This is a genomic window from Streptomyces sp. NPDC002671 (genome assembly GCF_053592475.1).
The window spans coordinates 86,861-104,475 of the sequence record NZ_JBSFVU010000018.1; the positions used below are offsets into that span (position 1 = coordinate 86,861).

16 protein-coding genes are annotated in these 17,615 nt (G+C 71.1%); 2 read left to right on the forward strand and 14 right to left on the reverse strand.

Annotated features, from left to right (window positions below; translation table 11 throughout):
- Positions 1-88: 88 nt before the first annotated feature.
- Together ACWD35_RS26695 and ACWD35_RS26700 are read left to right on the forward strand one after the other, a co-directional pair.
- On the forward strand, positions 89-847 hold the full coding sequence (locus tag ACWD35_RS26695; protein ID WP_451353931.1) for a sulfite exporter TauE/SafE family protein: 759 nt from the start codon (positions 89-91) through the stop codon (positions 845-847).
- Positions 848-1,262: 415 nt separating this feature from the next.
- Positions 1,263-2,837: a sialidase family protein gene (locus tag ACWD35_RS26700; protein WP_451353816.1), complete on the forward strand. Its 1,575-nt coding sequence runs from the start codon at positions 1,263-1,265 to the stop codon at positions 2,835-2,837.
- Here the strand turns inward: ACWD35_RS26700 and ACWD35_RS26705 are convergent.
- The 14 genes from ACWD35_RS26705 to ACWD35_RS26770 form a co-directional block, all read right to left on the reverse strand.
- A complete protein-coding gene (locus ACWD35_RS26705) occupies positions 2,776-5,352 on the reverse strand; it encodes a hypothetical protein (protein ID WP_451353817.1) in 2,577 nt (858 codons plus the stop codon). The genes ACWD35_RS26700 and ACWD35_RS26705 overlap by 62 nt on opposite strands.
- A gap of 109 nt (positions 5,353-5,461) precedes the next feature.
- Positions 5,462-5,752, reverse strand: a complete 291-nt coding sequence (locus tag ACWD35_RS26710; RefSeq protein ID WP_451353818.1) for a hypothetical protein — start codon at positions 5,750-5,752, stop codon at positions 5,462-5,464.
- 198 nt (positions 5,753-5,950) lie between these two features.
- Positions 5,951-6,067, reverse strand: a complete 117-nt coding sequence (locus tag ACWD35_RS26715; protein WP_451353819.1) for a DUF6893 family small protein — start codon at positions 6,065-6,067, stop codon at positions 5,951-5,953.
- Between the two features lie 19 nt (positions 6,068-6,086).
- Positions 6,087-6,602, reverse strand: coding sequence for a hydrogenase maturation protease (locus tag ACWD35_RS26720; protein ID WP_451353820.1), 516 nt, complete (start codon positions 6,600-6,602; stop codon positions 6,087-6,089).
- Complete coding sequence (locus ACWD35_RS26725; protein WP_451353821.1) at positions 6,599-8,002, reverse strand: hypothetical protein; 1,404 nt, start codon at positions 8,000-8,002, stop codon at positions 6,599-6,601. Before ACWD35_RS26725 ends, ACWD35_RS26720 begins: the two co-directional genes overlap by 4 nt.
- Positions 7,999-8,637 carry a DUF6084 family protein gene (locus ACWD35_RS26730; RefSeq protein WP_451353822.1) on the reverse strand — a complete coding sequence of 213 codons (639 nt, stop codon included), beginning with the start codon at positions 8,635-8,637 and terminating at the stop codon, positions 7,999-8,001. The genes ACWD35_RS26725 and ACWD35_RS26730 overlap by 4 nt, the downstream gene beginning before the upstream one ends.
- Positions 8,634-9,311, reverse strand: coding sequence for a DUF5947 family protein (locus ACWD35_RS26735; RefSeq protein ID WP_451353823.1), 678 nt, complete (start codon positions 9,309-9,311; stop codon positions 8,634-8,636). The genes ACWD35_RS26730 and ACWD35_RS26735 overlap by 4 nt, the downstream gene beginning before the upstream one ends.
- Positions 9,308-9,859: a hypothetical protein gene (locus tag ACWD35_RS26740; protein ID WP_451353824.1), complete on the reverse strand. Its 552-nt coding sequence runs from the start codon at positions 9,857-9,859 to the stop codon at positions 9,308-9,310. The genes ACWD35_RS26735 and ACWD35_RS26740 overlap by 4 nt, the downstream gene beginning before the upstream one ends.
- On the reverse strand, positions 9,856-11,640 hold the full coding sequence (locus ACWD35_RS26745) for a nickel-dependent hydrogenase large subunit (RefSeq protein ID WP_451353825.1): 1,785 nt from the start codon (positions 11,638-11,640) through the stop codon (positions 9,856-9,858). The genes ACWD35_RS26740 and ACWD35_RS26745 overlap by 4 nt, the downstream gene beginning before the upstream one ends.
- A 92-nt stretch (positions 11,641-11,732) precedes the next feature.
- Positions 11,733-12,815, reverse strand: coding sequence for an NADH-quinone oxidoreductase subunit B family protein (locus tag ACWD35_RS26750; RefSeq protein ID WP_451353826.1), 1,083 nt, complete (start codon positions 12,813-12,815; stop codon positions 11,733-11,735).
- Positions 12,816-12,867: 52 nt separating this feature from the next.
- Entirely contained in the window at positions 12,868-14,574 is a 1,707-nt protein-coding gene (locus ACWD35_RS26755) for an enoyl-CoA hydratase-related protein (RefSeq protein WP_451353827.1), read from the reverse strand.
- Positions 14,575-14,739: 165 nt separating this feature from the next.
- Positions 14,740-16,320: a caspase family protein gene (locus tag ACWD35_RS26760; protein WP_451353828.1), complete on the reverse strand. Its 1,581-nt coding sequence runs from the start codon at positions 16,318-16,320 to the stop codon at positions 14,740-14,742.
- Between the two features lie 10 nt (positions 16,321-16,330).
- Positions 16,331-16,681, reverse strand: a complete 351-nt coding sequence (locus ACWD35_RS26765) for a Pepco domain-containing protein (RefSeq protein ID WP_451353829.1) — start codon at positions 16,679-16,681, stop codon at positions 16,331-16,333.
- A 109-nt stretch (positions 16,682-16,790) separates the two neighbouring features.
- Entirely contained in the window at positions 16,791-17,570 is a 780-nt protein-coding gene (locus ACWD35_RS26770; protein ID WP_451353830.1) for a class I SAM-dependent methyltransferase, read from the reverse strand.
- Positions 17,571-17,615 lie beyond the last annotated feature (45 nt).

Here is a 17,615-nt window from a genome sequence, read left to right on the forward strand (position 1 = left end):
GGCCGAACGTGCTGGTCCGGGACAACGTCCGCGCCACCTGACGGACCATTGATCTTTCGCACGTCCTGCCCAGAGGATGGCGAAGATCATGCCGGATATTCGGGGGGAGTCATCTGTGGCGAGCGCTGTGACGGCCGAGCTGCTGCTGGGCGGAATCGTTGTATTGGGCGCATCCGTGCAGTGGCTTACGGGAATGGGGTTCGCACTCATCGCGGTACCCGCGCTCGTTCTGGTGCTCGGGCCCGCCCAGGGGGTGGTGCTGGCGAATTGCGCGGCCGGCGTCATCAGCGTGGTAGGACTCACCGCGGGCTGGAGACAGGTGCGACTCGGCGCAATGTTTCCCTTGGTCATCGCTTCCGCGTGTACCGTGCCCGCGGGTTCCTGGGTGGCCGCCCGACTACCTGAACCCGTACTGCTGGCAGGCGTGGGCGTCCTCGTGACCGCAGCGGTGGTTTTCGTGATGGGAGGCGTGCGCATACGCGCTCTGAGTGGAACGAGGGGAGCACTGACCGCGGGCGCCGTGGGCGGCTTCATGAATTCCGCGGCCGGCGTGGGCGGGCCACCGTATTCCCTGTACGCGGTGAATGCGGGCTGGCCGGTACTGGAATTTGTGCCGAACGCGCAATTTTACGGAATCGTGGTGAACGTGTTCTCGGTCGCCGCCAACGGGGTGCCGAAGCTGAGCGGGACGGCGTGGACGGTGGCCACGGTCGCCATGGTGGCGGGCGCCCTCATCGGCAGGGCGCTCGCGCCGAGGATGCCGGAGCAGTGGGTTCGGCGGCTCATCCTCGTCCTGGCACTGACCGGCGGCCTTTCCGTGCTGGTCAAGAGCCTGCAGGGATTGTGATGGCCGGCTGCCATGCCTTGTGCCGTGGGCAGGATTCGAACCCGCGACACCCGCTTTGGGAGTTTTCCCTGGGTGGGGCTGAGTTGAGAACGCCGCGGCGCTGGGTGTCCTTCCTCCAGAACGCCTGGTCTTCCTCGTCCTGCCCCTGTACAGCGGATTCGCCGCCTGCACCGACGGTGTCGGCAAAGCCTGGATCTCCACCCTCGTCCCCGACCGCCAACAGGGCACGACCCAAAGCCTCTACGAAGGAGTCACCGGCGCGATTATTGACGTGTCCTTGACCGCTTCCTCCAACTCCGCTCACACCACGCAGGGCTAGGCTCGCCAGGCAATTCATGTCCCGACGGCACCGAAACCGTACCTGCGCCAGCACAGCCCAAGACGAACCGTCGTTCGCGGAGTTGGGGGAATCGCCATGCGCACACATACAAGGGCGTCTTTCGTAGCCACCGCGGCAGCCTTGCTGCTCGTCGCCACCGCGGGCAGTTCCGCAGCCTCGGGCGACAGCCAGCCAGTCCACCTGGTCTCCCCCACTGACCCTTACGCCGACTGCGATATCAGCGGTGACGGGACCGGCACCAACTACCTTTCGGCGGAGGACGAACCGTACGTCACCGTCTCCCCTCGGGATCCGCGCAACGCGGTCGGCATCTTCCAGCAGGACCGCTGGTCCAACGGCGGCGCCCGGGGCCTGACCGCCTCCTACACCCACGACGGGCGGCACTTCACCGAGACCCCGCTGCCGTTCTCACACTGCGCGCCTGGCGGGCTCGACTACCAGCGTGCGTCGGACGGTTGGGTGAGCACCGGTCCGGACGGCACGGTCTACGCCAGCGGGCTGGCGTTCGACGCCACCGGCGCACGCAACGCCGTGGCGGCCTCGACGTCGTACGACGGCGGGCGCACCTGGACGCACACGGTGCCCCTGATCGACGACACGCAGGCCGAGTTCAGCAACGACAAGAACTCCGTCACCGCTGATCCCGTCCACCCCGGCGTCGCCTACCAGGTCTGGGACCGCATCGACGAGGACGACTCCGCCAAGGTCTACGACGGACCCTCCTACATCTCCATCACCCGCGACGGCGGACGGCACTGGTCCAAGGCCCGCCCGTTCGTGGACACCTCCGTCGTCCCGCACTCGCAGACCATCGGCAACGTCATCGTCGCCGACCCGCGCACCGACACCCTCTACGACGTCTTCGACTGGCAGACGTACGACATCGACTACACGACCGGCACCTTCACGCCCACCGACCTGCACTTCGCGATGGTCAAGTCGACCGACCAGGGCCGCACCTGGAGCAAGCCCGTCACCGTCGCGAAGGACACGGCCGTCAACGAGGTCGACCCCAACGCCCCCGACGACCCGGCCAAGGCCCTGCGTGCGGGCGGCGACCTGCCGAACGTCGCCATCGATCCGCACACCGGCGAGCTGTATGTCGCCTACGAGGGCTCGGACTTCAGCCATGGCGCATACAACTCCGTGGAGCTGACGCACTCCACCGACGGTGGCCGTACCTGGTCCGCTCCGACACGGGTCAACTCCGTCGCCTCCGCGCCCGCCTTCACGCCCTCCATCAGCGTGGACGCCCGCGGCACGGTCGCGATCACCTACTACGACCTGCGCTACCTGACCCCCGGGAACACCACCACCCTGCCCACCGCCGCCTGGCTGCTCAGGTTCCCCCGCGGCGCGGAGAACCACGCCACCGAGCGCCGCATCTCCCGCGTCTTCGACTGGCTCCAGGCCCCTTATGCCAGGGGCCACTTCCTCGGCGACTACCAGGGCCTCGTCACCGACGGCCGCCTCGCCGTACGGCCGTTGTTCGTCGAAAGCAATGCCGGCGCGCCGCAGAACTCCACCGATGCCTACAGCGGTCTGCTCTCCACCGGCAGGGACCACGGCCCCTTCACGGCGGCCTCGGTCACGGCCGCACCGCGAGTGACGGCCCTTCAGGCAGCCCGGCCGCACCGGATCCTGAGGTAAACACGCACCCATTTTTCCTGTGAGTCCTTTGTGCGACTGTTGTGGCCACGCCAAGATCCTTTCTGCGCCGGGACACCCCCATACGTCCGGCGCAGGGAGGAGAGGGCATGTTGCCCCCAAGACACCAGCGACGGTTCATAACCTGCACCGTCGTGGCCGCCGCGTTCGGACTGGTGTCCCGGGCGTCCGGGGGCAGTTGGCGGGCCTGGTCGGCGATCCGATTCTTGGCCTCGCCCGGATTCGGATCCACGAGGTTGACGACCGGGCCGGTGACACCGGCCGCGCCGAGCACCCGCAGCCCGCCCTTTTCGTCGCGCAGGCCGTTCAACTCGCCGCCCGGCCCCGGCAGCCTGACCAGCTTGACCTTGCCGAGCAGGGCAGCGGGCCCGCCCGGGTAGCCGGCCTCCTGACCGATGGTGTAGACGAGCCGGTCACAGAGCACCGGCGGCGCGGGAATCGTGGTCCCGGTGAAGGCGATGGTCCAGAAGCGGTGGTCGGTCGTGTACTGGATGGTGGTGGGCAGCGCGGTCGTCCGGATGGCCTTGTCCCACACGTCCAAGGAGAAGGCGCCGATGTGCGGCAGGGTGTTCCGGCGGTTGTAGCCGCCGCCGGTCATGAAGCTCAGGTCGGTCAGCAGCGCCTGCTTCTTCTGCTCGTCCTGCTCGCGGTCGTACCGCTCCTTCAGGTCCTTCGGGTCCACGGCACCGGCCGGCCCGCGGGGGAAGTCGTTGCCGAGCGGCAGTTTCGCCTGCCTGGCGCCCCAGATCACCGTCCGCCGGCGGCCGGTGGCCTGTTCGACCTCGGAGGCGCCGCCGGCGCCGCCACCGACCACGAAGACGGTGTCGGTGGAACCGTAGGCGTCAGCGGTGTTCTGCCCGCCGTACTGCACCCGGTGCGCGCGGACCAGGGCGTCAAGGCGCCGACGGACCGCGGGGGTGACGGGACGGTGCGGCGGCTTGCCGCCGGCGGTCTCGATGACGGTACCGGTGACCGGGTTGACGGACAGGCCCGAGGCCTGGTCTGCGAGGAACCGCGGGTCACGGAAGCCGAACCCGGGGCCCGGCAGAAAGCCCAGGCGACGGCGGAGCCCCGCGTCGAGCTGCCGCGGATCGACCGGCGTCCCGTCCGGATCGAACACCTTGGCGGTGTCCGGATCGACCGAGTACCGGGTCACCGGGTCGACCACGCGGTACTCGGTCGGGCGGCCCTGAGGGTCGAGCAGAAACGGCGGCCGGACGTTCTTCAGCGAGTCGCCCGCACCGCTCATGCCCAGCAGCCAGGCCGTCTGCTCGGGGAGCGGACCGGACCACGGCCGGTCGTCGGGGTCGAACGCCCGGGGCCGGCCGTCCTGTCCGAACTCGACCCGGTAGCCGGTCCTCGGGTCCTTGAAGGCGCGGCCGATGAGCAGGCTCTTGTCGGCGTCCGGGATCCGGGGCGGGCCGAGTCCGGTCACCAGGTCGACCGTCCCCGCGTAGAACCGGCGCTGGTCGACGGTGGTGAGCCGGTACCCGGCGCCGGCCGGCCAGTCGGCCACGTCGGTGGCGTCGGCCCGGGCCTCGACCCGCGCGAAGTCGGCCTGGTAGGTGGGCATGCCGGCGAGCGCCCGGGCCACCCCGGCAGCGCGGCCGAAGGCCTCGGAGGTGACGAAGTCCGTCCGGTCCACTGCGAAGTCGTTGGGCTGGAAGGGTGCTTCGGGCAGCTCCATGTCCATGGCCGGCTGGGTGAGCCGGAAGTCCCCCAGGTTGTTGACCACACCGGGACCGGCAGCCATCGCGAGCACCGGCGGCATGACCCCGTCCGCCAGGACATCGGCGGTGCCCGGGGCGCCGGCGGCGGGCCGGTCGAAGGTGAGGTCGTCGACGACGCCCGCCCAGCCCGCGCCCGCGATCACGTGCGGGACCACCCGGTTCCGCGTGAACTCGGCGTCCAGGACCGGCTTCAGCTTCTGGTCGTCGCGAGTCCGGCGGTCGATCAGCTGATCGCTTCGCGCGCGCAGGTCGGCCCGCTCGCAGTCGCGTTCCCGGCGGATCGCCGCCAGGGCGTCCTGCCCCGGCTGCCGCCCGGCCAGGTCCACCACCCGGTCCACGGCGGCCCTCGCCGCCGGATCGAAGCCCTGGAGTGTGGCGATCCGGGCCGCGGCGGCCCGACGGCCGGCCGGCGGACGGTTGCCCTCCATGGAGTGGGGTTCGGTGCTCCCCTCGTCGAACAGGCCCAACGCGGCGGCGGCGCCCAGGGCCACGGTGTCCTCGGCGCCACCCGCACCCGTGAGCGCCTTCAGCGCTTCGACCCGACCGGTGTCCCGCGGGCTGAGCGGGACCCGCTGGTCGGCGTCCGTGGTGGTGAGCAGACCGTCGATCAGGCCGCTCGTGACGTCCCGTCGTTGGTCGAGCGCCCGGTCGGCCGCGACGACGGCCAGCTCGGTCAGGCGGGCGATCACGGCTGTGCGGATCAGGTCAGGGGCGGCCCGGTCGGAGACCCGTACCACGGCGGTCCACGGGTTCCTGAGGTGCGCCATCGCCACCGGCGCGTACGGCAGGCCGCCGGACGGCCTCGACGCGGACCAGCAGGGGCTGCGGACCGGCGGGCAGCGTGACCGTGCGGTGCTGCGGGTCGGCGGTGGCTCCCTAAGGCAGCGGGCCGTCGGCCAGCAGGGCGGTGATGGCGCGTCGGGTCCCCGCGGGGTCGGGCCGGTCGAGCTCCTTGCCGCCGAAGTCGAGGCCGGCCGCCGCGTGCCGGATCGGGCCGGCGCGCTCGCAGGTCACGCCGGGCGCCAGGGCCGGCGTGACCTGACGGGCCGCCACCATCGAGGTCGCTGCTGCCGGAGGCGCCAGCGCGGGTACCGCGAGGGCCGCGCTCAGCAGGCAGCACAGGGAGGTGGTCCGGACCGCCGGCCGGACCGTACGCCGCATGGACACCGCATCTCCTCGCGCATCCGGGGCGGCCGGCCGGACTCCGAGACGTCACCCAGAGTCATCATTTAGACGCGAAGCGTACGCGGTCAAGCAGGCTGGGGGCGGCACGTCACCCCTGCACGCCAAGTGCCGCCGAACGAGTCGATCGAGACCCTCGACCTACAGGACTGGTGACTCTCCGGGGCTGCCGGTGACGCGGCGTCACATCCGGCTGATGCGCAGGTAGCGGCGGAGGTCGGGCAGGACCCCTACGAGGACGGCCACGGCGGCGAGGGCGGTGGCGAGGACGGCGGTGATGCCGAAGGTGCTCTTGCTCATGATGTCTCCGTCTCGGGCTTCATACGACGGCTTCCTGGCGGACGAGTTCGGTCACCGTGCGGACCGCCTCGGGCACCGCGGCGGCGACCTGCGGGCTGAGTCCCATGCCTTCGTCGAGGTCGGCCGGTTCGCAGCCGACGACGAGGATCCGGCGCGGCGGTGCGGCGCCCGTGCCGGCGCAGAGGGTGTCCAGCAGGGCGAGGACCGCGTCGGGCGTCATCCGGTGGCCGTCGAGCGGCGCGGCCGTGGCGCCGGGGTCCCGCTCGCCGGGCGCGGTGGCGTCGATCACGTACAGCGTGCCGGGTGAGCCGCCGCGGGCGGTGATGTCCACCAGGACGAGGGTGTCCCAGCCGTCGAGGAGTTGGTAGGCGAGATGGACGCCGCGGACTCCGATGTCGGCGACTTCCACGTGGGGCGGCAGGGTCTCCTGGGCGAGGCGCCGGACGGTCTCGACGCCGAATCCGTCGTCGCCGAGGAAGACGTTGCCGACTCCGGCCACGAGGGTGCGGGCCGTGCCGGGCGCGGGGTCGTTCACCGGTCCTCCAGGACTTCCACCTCGTCGGGCTGGAAGTAGAGGAAGCGGCCCTGTTCGCGGCGGATGTCGGCGCCCGGGTCGTCCTCGATGGTGACGGCGATGTGCACGCCGCCGTCGACGTCGTGCAGGACCGCCTCGACGAGGGCGCTGCGGCCGTCGACGAAGAGATCCTGTGCGTCGGTGCGGCGCAGGCGGGGGCGCAGCCGGACACGGCTGCCGGCGCGGACCGGGCGTCCGTCGACGAGGACCTGGTCCCGGGCCGGGTCGACCCCGGTGTCGCCTCCCGGGTCCCACCAGGGGGTGTCCGGCCGCAGGTGACCGCCGTCGGCGTCGGGTTCCTTGGGACCGGTGACCTCCCGGAGGCTGCGTACGGCTCCGTGGAGACGCTCCAGCACCTCGGGGGGCATGGTGTCCGCGAGGTCGATGACGGCAGCGGCACGGGCATCGGTTCCGCGGGCCTCGCGTTTCTCCTCGTCGGTGAGGGCGGCGGTGCGCAGGGCGAGGATCTCGTCGATCTCGGTGGCGTCGTAGAGGGCGCCGGGGCTCTCGGGGGCGATGGCCGGGTGGTCCTCGAGGATGATGGGCGAGGAGAGCATGAGGTCGGCGCGGCCGGGTTCGCCGGCGAGCACGGGCCAGGTGTGCTCGTTGCGGCACATGGCGACGGCTCCCCTGGCCCATTCCGGCGGATCGGTCATCGACAGGAACGACCCGGCGTCGAGGCGCAGCAGTACATGGGTGGCGACCAGGGAGTACGGCAGGGCCGCGTGGCGGTCCGTGCCGGGCTCGGCGGTCCAGGTCCCGGTGTTGGCCACGGTGACCGACAGGCGCCGGACGCGGTACGGGCCGTCGAGTTCGGTCGCCGTGACGCGCAGGGTCCCGCTGATCTCCGCGCGGCGGCGCACGAGCCTGCCGAGCACCCGTCCCTGGCTGTCGGTGACCTGTTCGGTCTCCTCGGCGGCGGGGCGGGTGAAGGGCACGGTGGTGCCGTCGCCGTCCAGGGCGTCGACGGGGACGAGGAGGGTCACGCGTTCCTCGGCGCCTTCGTCCCAGGCGACCAGGACCCGGTCGGGCAGACGCAGTTCGTCCGTCGGGGCGTAGCCGCCGTCCTCGCGGAGTTCCTCGACGGTCCGGCGCTGGGCGCGCAGGAAGCGGACCTCCACCGCGAGTTCGGCACCCTCCTTCGGCTCCATCAGGCATTCGGTGCGCTGGGCGGCGTGTTCCTCGGTGGCAGCGCTCCAGGACGGCGGCACGAGCACCCCGAACTGCCAGCGGAGCCGGTTCTTCGCGGCCGAGGCCCGGTACGGGTAGAGCACGTACCCTTCGAAGAGGACGGCGTCGGCGACGTGCCGGGCGACCCCGAGCCGTTCCTCGGTGTCGGGCGTGAAGGCGACGGTGGTCATCGGGGCCTCTCCCCCGCCGCTTCGAGGAGGGCGTCGACCGTGGCCTGCCAGGACGGCAGCGCATGGCGGGACCGATAGGCGAGCAGGGCGTCCATGGCGTCGTTGGGCAGCCGGATCCATCCGCAGCCGGGGAAGTGCTGGTCGATCATCTCGTGCCAGACCTTCACGGGCATCGGGTGGGCGATCTCCTTGTCCCAGGGGATGGGCTCGACGTGGAAGCCTCCGGGTCCGGTGAACGCGGTGCCGGAGAACAGCAGGAGCAGGGGTGCGTCCCCGCCGCCGAGCGCGCGGAAGTACCGCGAGGCGGCGATGTCGGTGTCGTACGTGCACGGCACGACGATGTCGGTCTCGGTCTCGCCGGTGAAGCCGGGGACGACGGTGGAGACGTGGGCGAACTGCAGCGGCTGGAGGCTGCTTGCCCAGCGGGAGCGCTCGCCGAAGAGGTCGCCCAGTGCCTCGGCCTCGGTGTCGTCGTAGCCGCGCCGGGCGGGTTCGATGCGGATCTGGCAGCGCAGGGCGAGGGCGTGCACGCGGGTGCCGCCGGACGCACCGATGCGCAGCCGGAACACGAGGGTGGGGCCGGCCGCGTAGGCGTCGGCGCGGACGCCGGTGCAGTGGAAGGAGAACTCGGTCACGACCGGCTCCCGTGCGGTGCGCGGGCCTGGTGGCGGACGCGGTCGAAGAGGGCGTCGAGGTCGGCGCGCGCCTCGGCGCCCCCGTCGAAGCCCTGCCACAGCCGGCGCATGCGGCCGACCAGTTCGTAGCAGACGTCGACCGGTACGAGGTGGCACTCGGTGCGGCCCTCGTGGCGGCGCAGCAGCAGGGCTTCGACGTCGGGTTCGAGGCGGCCGGCGAGGGGGGCTGCGGCGAGGAGCGACTGCCAGGCGGTCGCGTCGAGTTCGCTCTCGGTGGCGCCCGCGGGGCTCGGGTAGAGCAGCACCGGCCGGTCGAGGGCGGAGTTGTGGAAGAGGAAGGCGACGGAGACCGGGATCCGCAGGGCGTCCCACGTCCGGTCGTCGATGCGGTGTTCCGGGTCGCTCAGGAAGCGGTCGGGCACCGCGTGGAAGCGGCCGTGGGACGTCGTGAGGCCCGCCATGAGCTGGTGGCATGGTGCGCAGGCGCACACCAGGGCCCTGTTGTCGCTGTCGACGAGGTGGCGATGGTGGACCTTCTCGGGCAGCTGTGCGCCGCACAGTCCGCAGCGTTCGTCCTCGGGCGGTCGGGGCGCGGTGAACCGGTGCAGGCCCGTGCGGCGCAGCGCCTTCGGGGCGTACGGGAGCGGCCCCGTGTCGCTCGGGAGGGCGGTCACGGTGCGCCGCCCTGCGTCCGGCCGTCCGGGGTGGACGGGCGGGCTCCGATCTGGAGGAGGGCCGGCTCGCGCGGGGCGGCCTCGAGTTCGACGTCGGTGACCTCGGGGGCGAAGCAGGCGAGGGCGTCTGCGGCCGCTTCGCGGGTGGCGTCCCGTGTGCTGGGGCAGCCGCAGCCGGCGGAGGCGGCAACCCGGAGGCGCAGGATTCCGGTGGCGGGGTCGAATCCGGCGTTCTCCACGTGCTGCGGCAGGCCGGACAGGGCCCGGTCGATGCGTGCCTCGGTGTTCTCGGGGTGCAGTCCGTGGAGCGTCAGCAGGCTCGCGACGAGCTCGTCTCCGAGCAGGGCGCCGAGCGGTTCAGCGGGCGGCCGGGCGGCCGGACGGCCGAGGAGGTCCACGATGCGGGCCAGCCCGGCGCCGTAGAACTCCATCAGGACGCGCACGAGTTCCTCGGCCGCCGCGCCGGCGTCGGGATCGGCGTGCCGGGCGAGCCGGTCGAGGACCTCCTCGACCCGCCGGCCGGCCTGTTCGGCAGGGGTGACGCTCATCCGGCCAGTCCGCTCAGGCCGGTGGGCACGTGCATCGACTTCACGGTCCGGCCGTTGCCGGTGTACATGTGCACGCCGCAGGGCAGGCAGGGGTCGAAGCTGCGGACGGTCCGCATGATGTCGATGCCCTTGAAGTTCTCGGGCGTGTTCTCCTCGAAGATCGGGGTGTTCTGCACGGCGTCCTCGTAGGGGCCGGGGGTGCCGAAGCTGTCCCGGACGGAGGCGTTCCAGGGGGTGGGCGGGTACGGGTGGTAGTTGGCGATCTTGCCGTCCCGGATCACCATGTGGTGGGACAGCACGCCGCGGACCGCCTCGGTGAAGCCGACGCCGATGGACTCGTCGGGGACCTCGAACTTCTCCCAGGTCTGGGTGCGTCCGGCGCGGACCTCCTCCAGCCCCTTCTCGGCGCAGTGCAGGGCGACGGCCGCCGCGTACGCCTGGAAGTAGGTACGGGCGCGGTTGCGCTCCAGTGCGTTGCTCCACCGCGGGATCTTCCACTCGAAGGTGGTCTCCGGCTTGGTGAGCGTGCGCGGCAGGTTGATGACGACGCTCTGCCCGGTGGCCTTGACGTAGCCGATGTCGACGAGCCCGGACAGGGCGGTGGACCACAGGCGGGCGAGAGGGCCGCCGCCGGTGTCCAGCGCCAGGTGGTCCTTGCCGTCGAACCAGCGCGGGGACATGACCCAGCTGTACTTGTCGTCGAAGTCCCGCTTCTGCGGGGCCGGGATGGTGTGCTGGTTCCAGGGGTGGCGCGGGTCGACCGGGTTGCCCAGCGGGTCGTGGGTGACGAACTGCTGCTGGCCCTCCCAGTCCTCGTAGTAGGAGCTGCCGAGCAGGATGCGGATGCCGAGGTTGATCTCGGTGAGGTCGTTGGTGACGAGCTTGCCGTCGACGATGATGCCGGGGGTGACGAACATCCGCCGGCCCCAGTTGGTCATGTTGGCGTAGGTGAAGTCGCAGTACACGGGGTCGTTGAGCGCGCCCCAGCAGCCGAGCAGGACGCGGCGGCGACCGACCTCCTCGTAGCCCGGCAGCGCCTCGTAGAAGAAGTCGAAGAGGTCGTCGTGGAGCGGGACGACGCGCTTCATGAACTCGACGTAGCGCATGAGCCGGCTGAGGTAGTCGGTGAACAGCTGCACCGACGCGACCGTGCCGACGCCACCGGGGTAGAGCGTGGAGGGGTGGACGTGCCGTCCCTCCATCAGGCAGAACATCTCCCGGGTGTAGCGGCTGACCTGGAGTGCCTCGCGGTAGAACTCGCCCTCGAGGGGGTTGAGGGACCGCATGATGTCGGCGATCGTGCGGTAGCCGTGCTCGGCGGCGTGCGGGGCTTCGGTGCGTTCGGCGAGTTCGAGGACCCCGGGGTTGGTCTCGCGGACCATCTTCTCGCAGTAGTCGACCCCGACCAGGTTCTCCTGGAAGATGTTGTGGTCGAACATGTACTCGGCGGACTCGCCGAGGTTGATGATCCACTCGCCCAGGTGCGGCGGCTTCACTCCGTACGCCATGTTCTGCGTGTACACGGAGCACGTGGCGTGGTTGTCGCCGCAGATGCCACAGATGCGGCTGGTGATGAAGTGGGCGTCGCGGGGGTCCTTGCCGCGCATGAAGACGCTGTAGCCGCGGAACACGGAGGACGTGCTGTAGCACTCCGCGACGCGCTTCTGCTTGAAATCGATCTTGGTGTGGATCCCGAGGCTGCCCACGATGCGTGTGATGGGATCCCACGCCATCTCCACCAGGCCGGAGCCGTCACCCTTCGTCTTTGTCGGACGTGCCATGATCGTTGCGGTGCCCTTCGTCAGCTCTTCGGCGGCTCTTCGGCCGGTGAACAGGGGGAGTTCGGGGGGCGTACGAGGCAGTGGTGAGGCCGTCACCAGGGCGGTCGGTAACCGGTGGTGACCCGGTCGCCGGTGTGCCGCCACTTCGGCTCCTTGTCCACGGTCCGGGCCGTGATGGAGCGGAGGCGGCGGATGACGGAGCCGTACACGCCGCTCGTGGTGCTGGACACCTTGCTGCCGGGCGGCTCGTCCATGAACGGCATGAACTTGTCCGGGAATCCGGGCATGGTGCACGCGATGCAGATGCCACCGACGTTCGGGCAGCCGCCGAGGCCGTTCATCCAGCCGCGCTTGGGGACGTTGCACTTGACGACCGGTCCCCAGCAGCCCAGTTTCACCAGACACTTCGGCGAGTCGTACGTGTCGGCGAACTGGCCCTGCTCGTAGTAGCCGGCCCGGTCACAGCCTTCGTGCACGGTCGCGCCGAACAGCCACGTCGGGCGCAGCTTGTCGTCCAGCGGGATCATCGGCGCGGACCCGACGGCCTGGTAGAGCAGGTACGTCAAGGTCTCCGCGAAGTTGTCGGGCTGGATCGGGCAGCCGGGGACGCACACGATCGGGATGCCCGCGCGGGACTTCCAGTCCCAGCCGAGGTAGTCGGGCACGCCCATCGCGCCGGTGGGGTTGCCCGCCATCGCGTGGATGCCGCCGTACGTGGCGCAGGTGCCGATCGCGACCACCGCGAGCGCCTTGGGGGCCAGGCGATCGATCCACTCGCTGGTGGTGATGGGCTGGCCGGTCTCCGGGTTGTCGCCGAAGCCGCACCAGTAGCCCTCCTGTTTGATGGCCTCGTTCGGGATCGATCCCTCGATCACCAGCACGAACGGGTCGATCTCGCCCCGCTCCCCCTTGAAGAACCACTCGATGAACGTGTCGGCGCCGCCCACCGGACCGCACTCGAAGTCGATCAGTGGCCAGTGCACGGCGATCCTGGGCAGTCCCGGCAGCCCGGCCAGGGCGATCTCCTCGATGCTGGGCTGCATGGCCGCGGTCAGCGCCACCGAGTCGCCGTCGCAGCTCAGTCCGGCGTTGATCCAGAGGATGTGGATCGGCTTTTCCTCGCTGCCGGGGGCAGCACCCTGGTCCTCGACCGGTGCCGGCGATGCAGCGCTCATGGGTCGCCTCCTGGGGAGGGGGTGGGGCGAGGCCCGTCTTCCGGACCCTTGTTCATGACCAACAGTCCGTCCGATCCGTCACTCCCGCACCCGGACCGTCCGGCAACGGGGCGGGCGGAGGCTGCTTGCGGACGAACGCCCGGCGCAGCGCGTGGTACGGCGCCGAGGGGTCGTCGAAGATCGTTCGCATGCGCGAGAGCTCCTGCTCGCGGTGGGCGGCGAGCGGCTTCTCGGCCTCGCGTCTCTCGTGCTCGGCCTTCTTCGCCGCGATCCGCACGGCCATGTTGGGGCCCGATTCCGCGCGGGCGGCCAGTCGGGTGACTTCTTCCGTGAAGTCCCCGGGAGCGCAGTCGACGATCCGGTCGGCCAGGCCCATGTCCAGCGCGCCGGCCGCCGACACGGGCCGGGCCTCCTCGACGAGCCGCGCGGCCGTGGCCTCCCCCACCCGGCGGGGCAGGGTGCGGGTCCAGTACTCCGATCCGTACAGGCCCATGCGCCGGTAGTGGGGGTTGAGGACGGCGCCCGAGCGGCACCAGACCTCGTCGGCGGCGAGGGCCAGCATCACCCCGCCGGCGGCGGCATTGCCGCCGATCGCGCTGACGACGAACCGGTCGGTGGTCGTGAGCACCGCCTCGACCAGGTCGTTCATGGCGTTGATGTTGGCCCAGGACTCGGCGGCCGGATCAGCGGCGGCCTCGATGACGTTCAGATGGATGCCGTTCGAGAAGAAGTCCCGTTGTCCGCCGAGCACGAGCACGGTGGTGGGTCGGGTGCAAGCCGCGCGGTAGGCGTCCAGCAGGCGAACGCACTGGCCGGTGCTCATCGCCCCGCCGGGGAACGAGAAGGACAGCACTCCCACGGGCCCCTGTTCCCGGTACCGGATGTCGGACCAGGTCCGCCGTCCGCCGGATGCCCGGGCGGGTGCGGGCACTTCGGGGAGCGGCGGCAGCCGGTCCGCCAGGGCGAGGGTGGCGGGGAGCTTGCAGGCACGCTCCTGTCCTGCGGCGGTACGGGCGCGTAGTTCCGGGATCCACACCGCGCCGTCCGTCGTGGCCCGGCACACCGCGCCGGCCCGGGTTGCCAGCAGTTCTCCGGGACGGCCTCGCAGGCCGTCCTCCGCGTGGCCGCCGTGCAGGTACCACTCGGCGCCGAGCAGCTCGTCCGGGACGCCGGGCTGCGAGTCGGCGGCCCGCAGGGTACGCAGGACCGATTCGGTGTCGTCCGCGAGCCAGGAGATCCGCCGCTCCTGCTGGCGAAGGGCGGGACGGGCGCGGACCGTACCGGTCTGCGGGCGCGGTACGAACCCGTCGGCGACGCGCCGGACGGCTTCGTGGACCGCGGCCACGGCGGCGTCAGCCATCTCGTTGCGGTACAGGTCGCTCTTGCCTACCGGCGGGACGCGGAAGGAGGCCGTCGCCCAGACGTCCCCGGCGTCCAGTTCCTCGACCGCCTGGAGGACGGTGACGCCCCATTCCCCGACGCCGTCGAGGATCGCCCGGTCCAGGGACGAGGGGCCGCGGTCGCCCACGGGGCCCGGGTGCACGATCAGGCAGCGGTACCGGCTCCACACATCCTTGGGCACGACCGCCTTGAGCATGGGGGCGATGACGAGCTCGGGGCGGTGGCGCTCGACGGCGTCGCGCACGGCGGCGCTGTCGGGCGTGACCTCCACCTGGACGGTGTGGCCGCGGTCCCGCAGCTCGGCTCGGACGCGCTGGGTCAGGCTGTTGTCGCTGCCGGCGATGAGCAGAATGCGCATGACGCCCCTTCCAGGGATGCCGGGAACGCCTGCGCCCTCACGGGTCGGTGTCCTCCGGCCGCCAGCGATCGTCGAACACCCCGGCCACGCGCCGCCGTGACGCGCCCCAGATCCTCACCCGTAAGGGATCCGACGCCCCACCACTTGGCGGGTCCCGCGTCCGGTTCAGTCCGAGCTCAGGACAAATGACGTCTCTGCCTGCCCGAATCCCGATGCCGATGCCGTCAGCTCCACCAGATACGTTCCCGCCTCCGCCGTACCCGCGGCAGGCACCGCGCACTGGGGGGCGCTCGGTCTCCGGTCCCACCGCACGGTGTTCGTGACGGTGCCGTGGGCAGGCGCACGGAACAACTGACTGTCGGCGGTCCTGGGGCAGTCGGCCGAGGACCAGTAGGGGTCCGCGCCGCCGGCCTTCGTGACGGTCAACACCGCCTTCCGCGGCCCAAGGTCGACCTTGCAGTCGCTGTCCGAGGAGTTCTTCGCCGTCACCAGCACGGTCGGTGGCTGAGCGGGTGCGTAGGAGTAGTGGAGGCTGCGTACGGTCAGCTCCACGGCACTCGGGGTGCAGGCGGGGAGGGGGGCGCCGACACCGGACGCGGTGGCTTTCGGCGATCCCGAACCGCCATCGCTCCGCTTGTTGTTGGTGCGTGAAGCCTTCGGGCTGGAGGAGCCGGAAGCGGCTGAGGTCGTCGGTCCCGCCTTGCCCGATGCCTTGCCACGGTCGTCGGTGTTGCCGTTGTTGGTGACGATGGCCCAGGCCGTGACGCCGAGTACGCCGAGGAGGACGAGTGCGGAGAGCGCCCGCCCTGCCGGCCGGAGGCCACGCCCCATGCGCGCCGATCGGGACGTGCCTGCCAGGGCGGCCATCGCCGTGCTCATGTATGCCGTCGTATCGGCGTCCGAACGGCCGACGGACGGTTCCGGGGAACGGCCCGACCGCGTGTTCGGCGTCCTCGGCGGCGGCAGGAAGGAGAAGTCGTCGGCCGGAATGTCGGTGACGATCCGCAGCGTCTGGGGCTGCCCGGCCTTCCGGTACACCCGGTGCAGTTCCGTGATCCGGTCCTGGACGGACCGCTGGAACTCCTGTAGGCCGAGTGCTGCCGCTCCGGGGTGGGCAGCGATGATGTCCGACACCGACCGCGAGAAGATGCTGAACGATTCGCCGGGGCGCACACCGGCCACAGGGTCGACGGCCTTGTCCCGCGAGCGCACGAACAGCGCGAACTGCCCCGCCGAGCAGGCGTACACGTAAGCCACCTTGCGGCGCAGCGCGGCGCTGACCTTCTGCCGGCCCCACTGCGAGACACCCGCGAGGCCCATCGACTCCTGCTCGATCCCCTCCCGGCAGGCGTCGATCAGAAAGACGACGCGACCCGCGGGAGTCTCGTCGAGGTGTGCGCGCCAGTCGATCGCCACGCACCCGGATTCGAAGGGGTGGGTGTCCTCCTGGATGTCCTCCGGGACGAGGAAGTCGCGCCCCCCGGCGTGCACGCCGTGCCCGCTCAGCAGGATGAGGAGGGTGTCGTCCCTGCCGGCCCGTCTGAGGAAGCCGGCTACCTGGCCGTCCACGAAGTTCCGCGACACCTGTTTGCCGTCTTCGCGTCCGGCCACGACCAGAACGTCGAAGCCACGGCCCTCGAGCACCGATCCGAGGCGGGCGAGGTCACCGGGGACGAAGGGAAGCCGGGGGACACCGCGCATCTCATAGTCGCTCGCCCCGATGAGCAGAGCTCTGTGGCGTGCCATCACACACCGGTCACTGCTTGAAGACCAGCGTGATCCCATGGCCGCGCTGGATCTGCGCGCTGCCGATGAACTGCACACCTCCGCTCGCGGTCACCTGGAAGGACAGGTGTGCCTCCCGCAACGGCATTGGCCCACCCCGCGCGGCAGCTTCGGTGAACACCTCCTGCAACGCGTCCACAGCGTCGGCAAGATTCTTGCGCAGGGGCCCCAGAGGTACGTTCCTCAGCCGCACGTCGGCATCCCCGCCACCGAACAGGCCCATGGAGTCGCCCTCGGCCTCGAGCTCACCGTCCTGATCGTCGCGCGACACCCAGAACGGCAGCGCCGGTACGTCGGGCGGTTCTGCGGCTGAAGAACTCACGGCTCCCCCTCGGTCAGCGACAGCACGTCAACTGTACGTATTCAGAGGGTCGTTCGCGCCCGCAGTGACCAAACCGGCGTGCATCAGACTTGGGTGCCGACGTGATGCTTCACAGCCGCCGGACGCGCAGCACGCCGGTCAGCATGGGGAGAGTGAACTCGCCGCGGGCGGTCTCCGGTCTGCTCGCGAGGAATGCACGGATCCGGCCCAGCGTGGTCTCCCGTTCCTCTTCCGGCATGACCAGCACCCCCGCGCGCGTCGCGATGGTCGCGACGAGAGAGTCGGCGGTGCGGCGCTGCCCGTGCGGGAACTCGGCCTGCTCCGGCGAGCCGAACCGGGCGGCCACACCAGTCTTCGGAAGGTGCATGCCGGCCGTCTCGGTACGCCAGCTGGTGGGCGTGTCACGCGGGCCGATGGCCGCGCTCCCGCTGACCCGCGCGAGCCCGGCAACCCACTCGGCCTGGTCGTCCATGACGTTCCACAGCCCGGCCAGAATGCCGCCGGGTGCCAGGACCCTGGCGATCTCGGGTCCCGCGACGGCCATGTCGAACCAATGCATGGCGTTGCCGGCCAGCACGGCATCGACGGAAGCGTCCGGCAGCGGTATCGCCTCGGCACTACCCGACAGGGCACGGACGGCCGGCAGCGAGCGGCGCAGCTCGCTCAGCATCGCCGGGTCGGGCTCGACCGCAATGACTTCGGCACCCAGCGCGACCAGCGCGGCGGTCAGCTTGCCGGTTCCGGCGCCGAGGTCGAGCACGCGCGGGCCGGGTGCGGGTTCGAGCGCCCAGCGCACCGCGGCCTGCGCGTAGTCCGGACGGTGCTCGGCGTATGCGACCGCCGCTGCGCCGAACGACGAGGCATGAAGCAGCCGTTCATCCTGGTCCATGCGGTGACGCTATCGGTGGCGCCTGCGGTCGGCTACCCCGTCCTA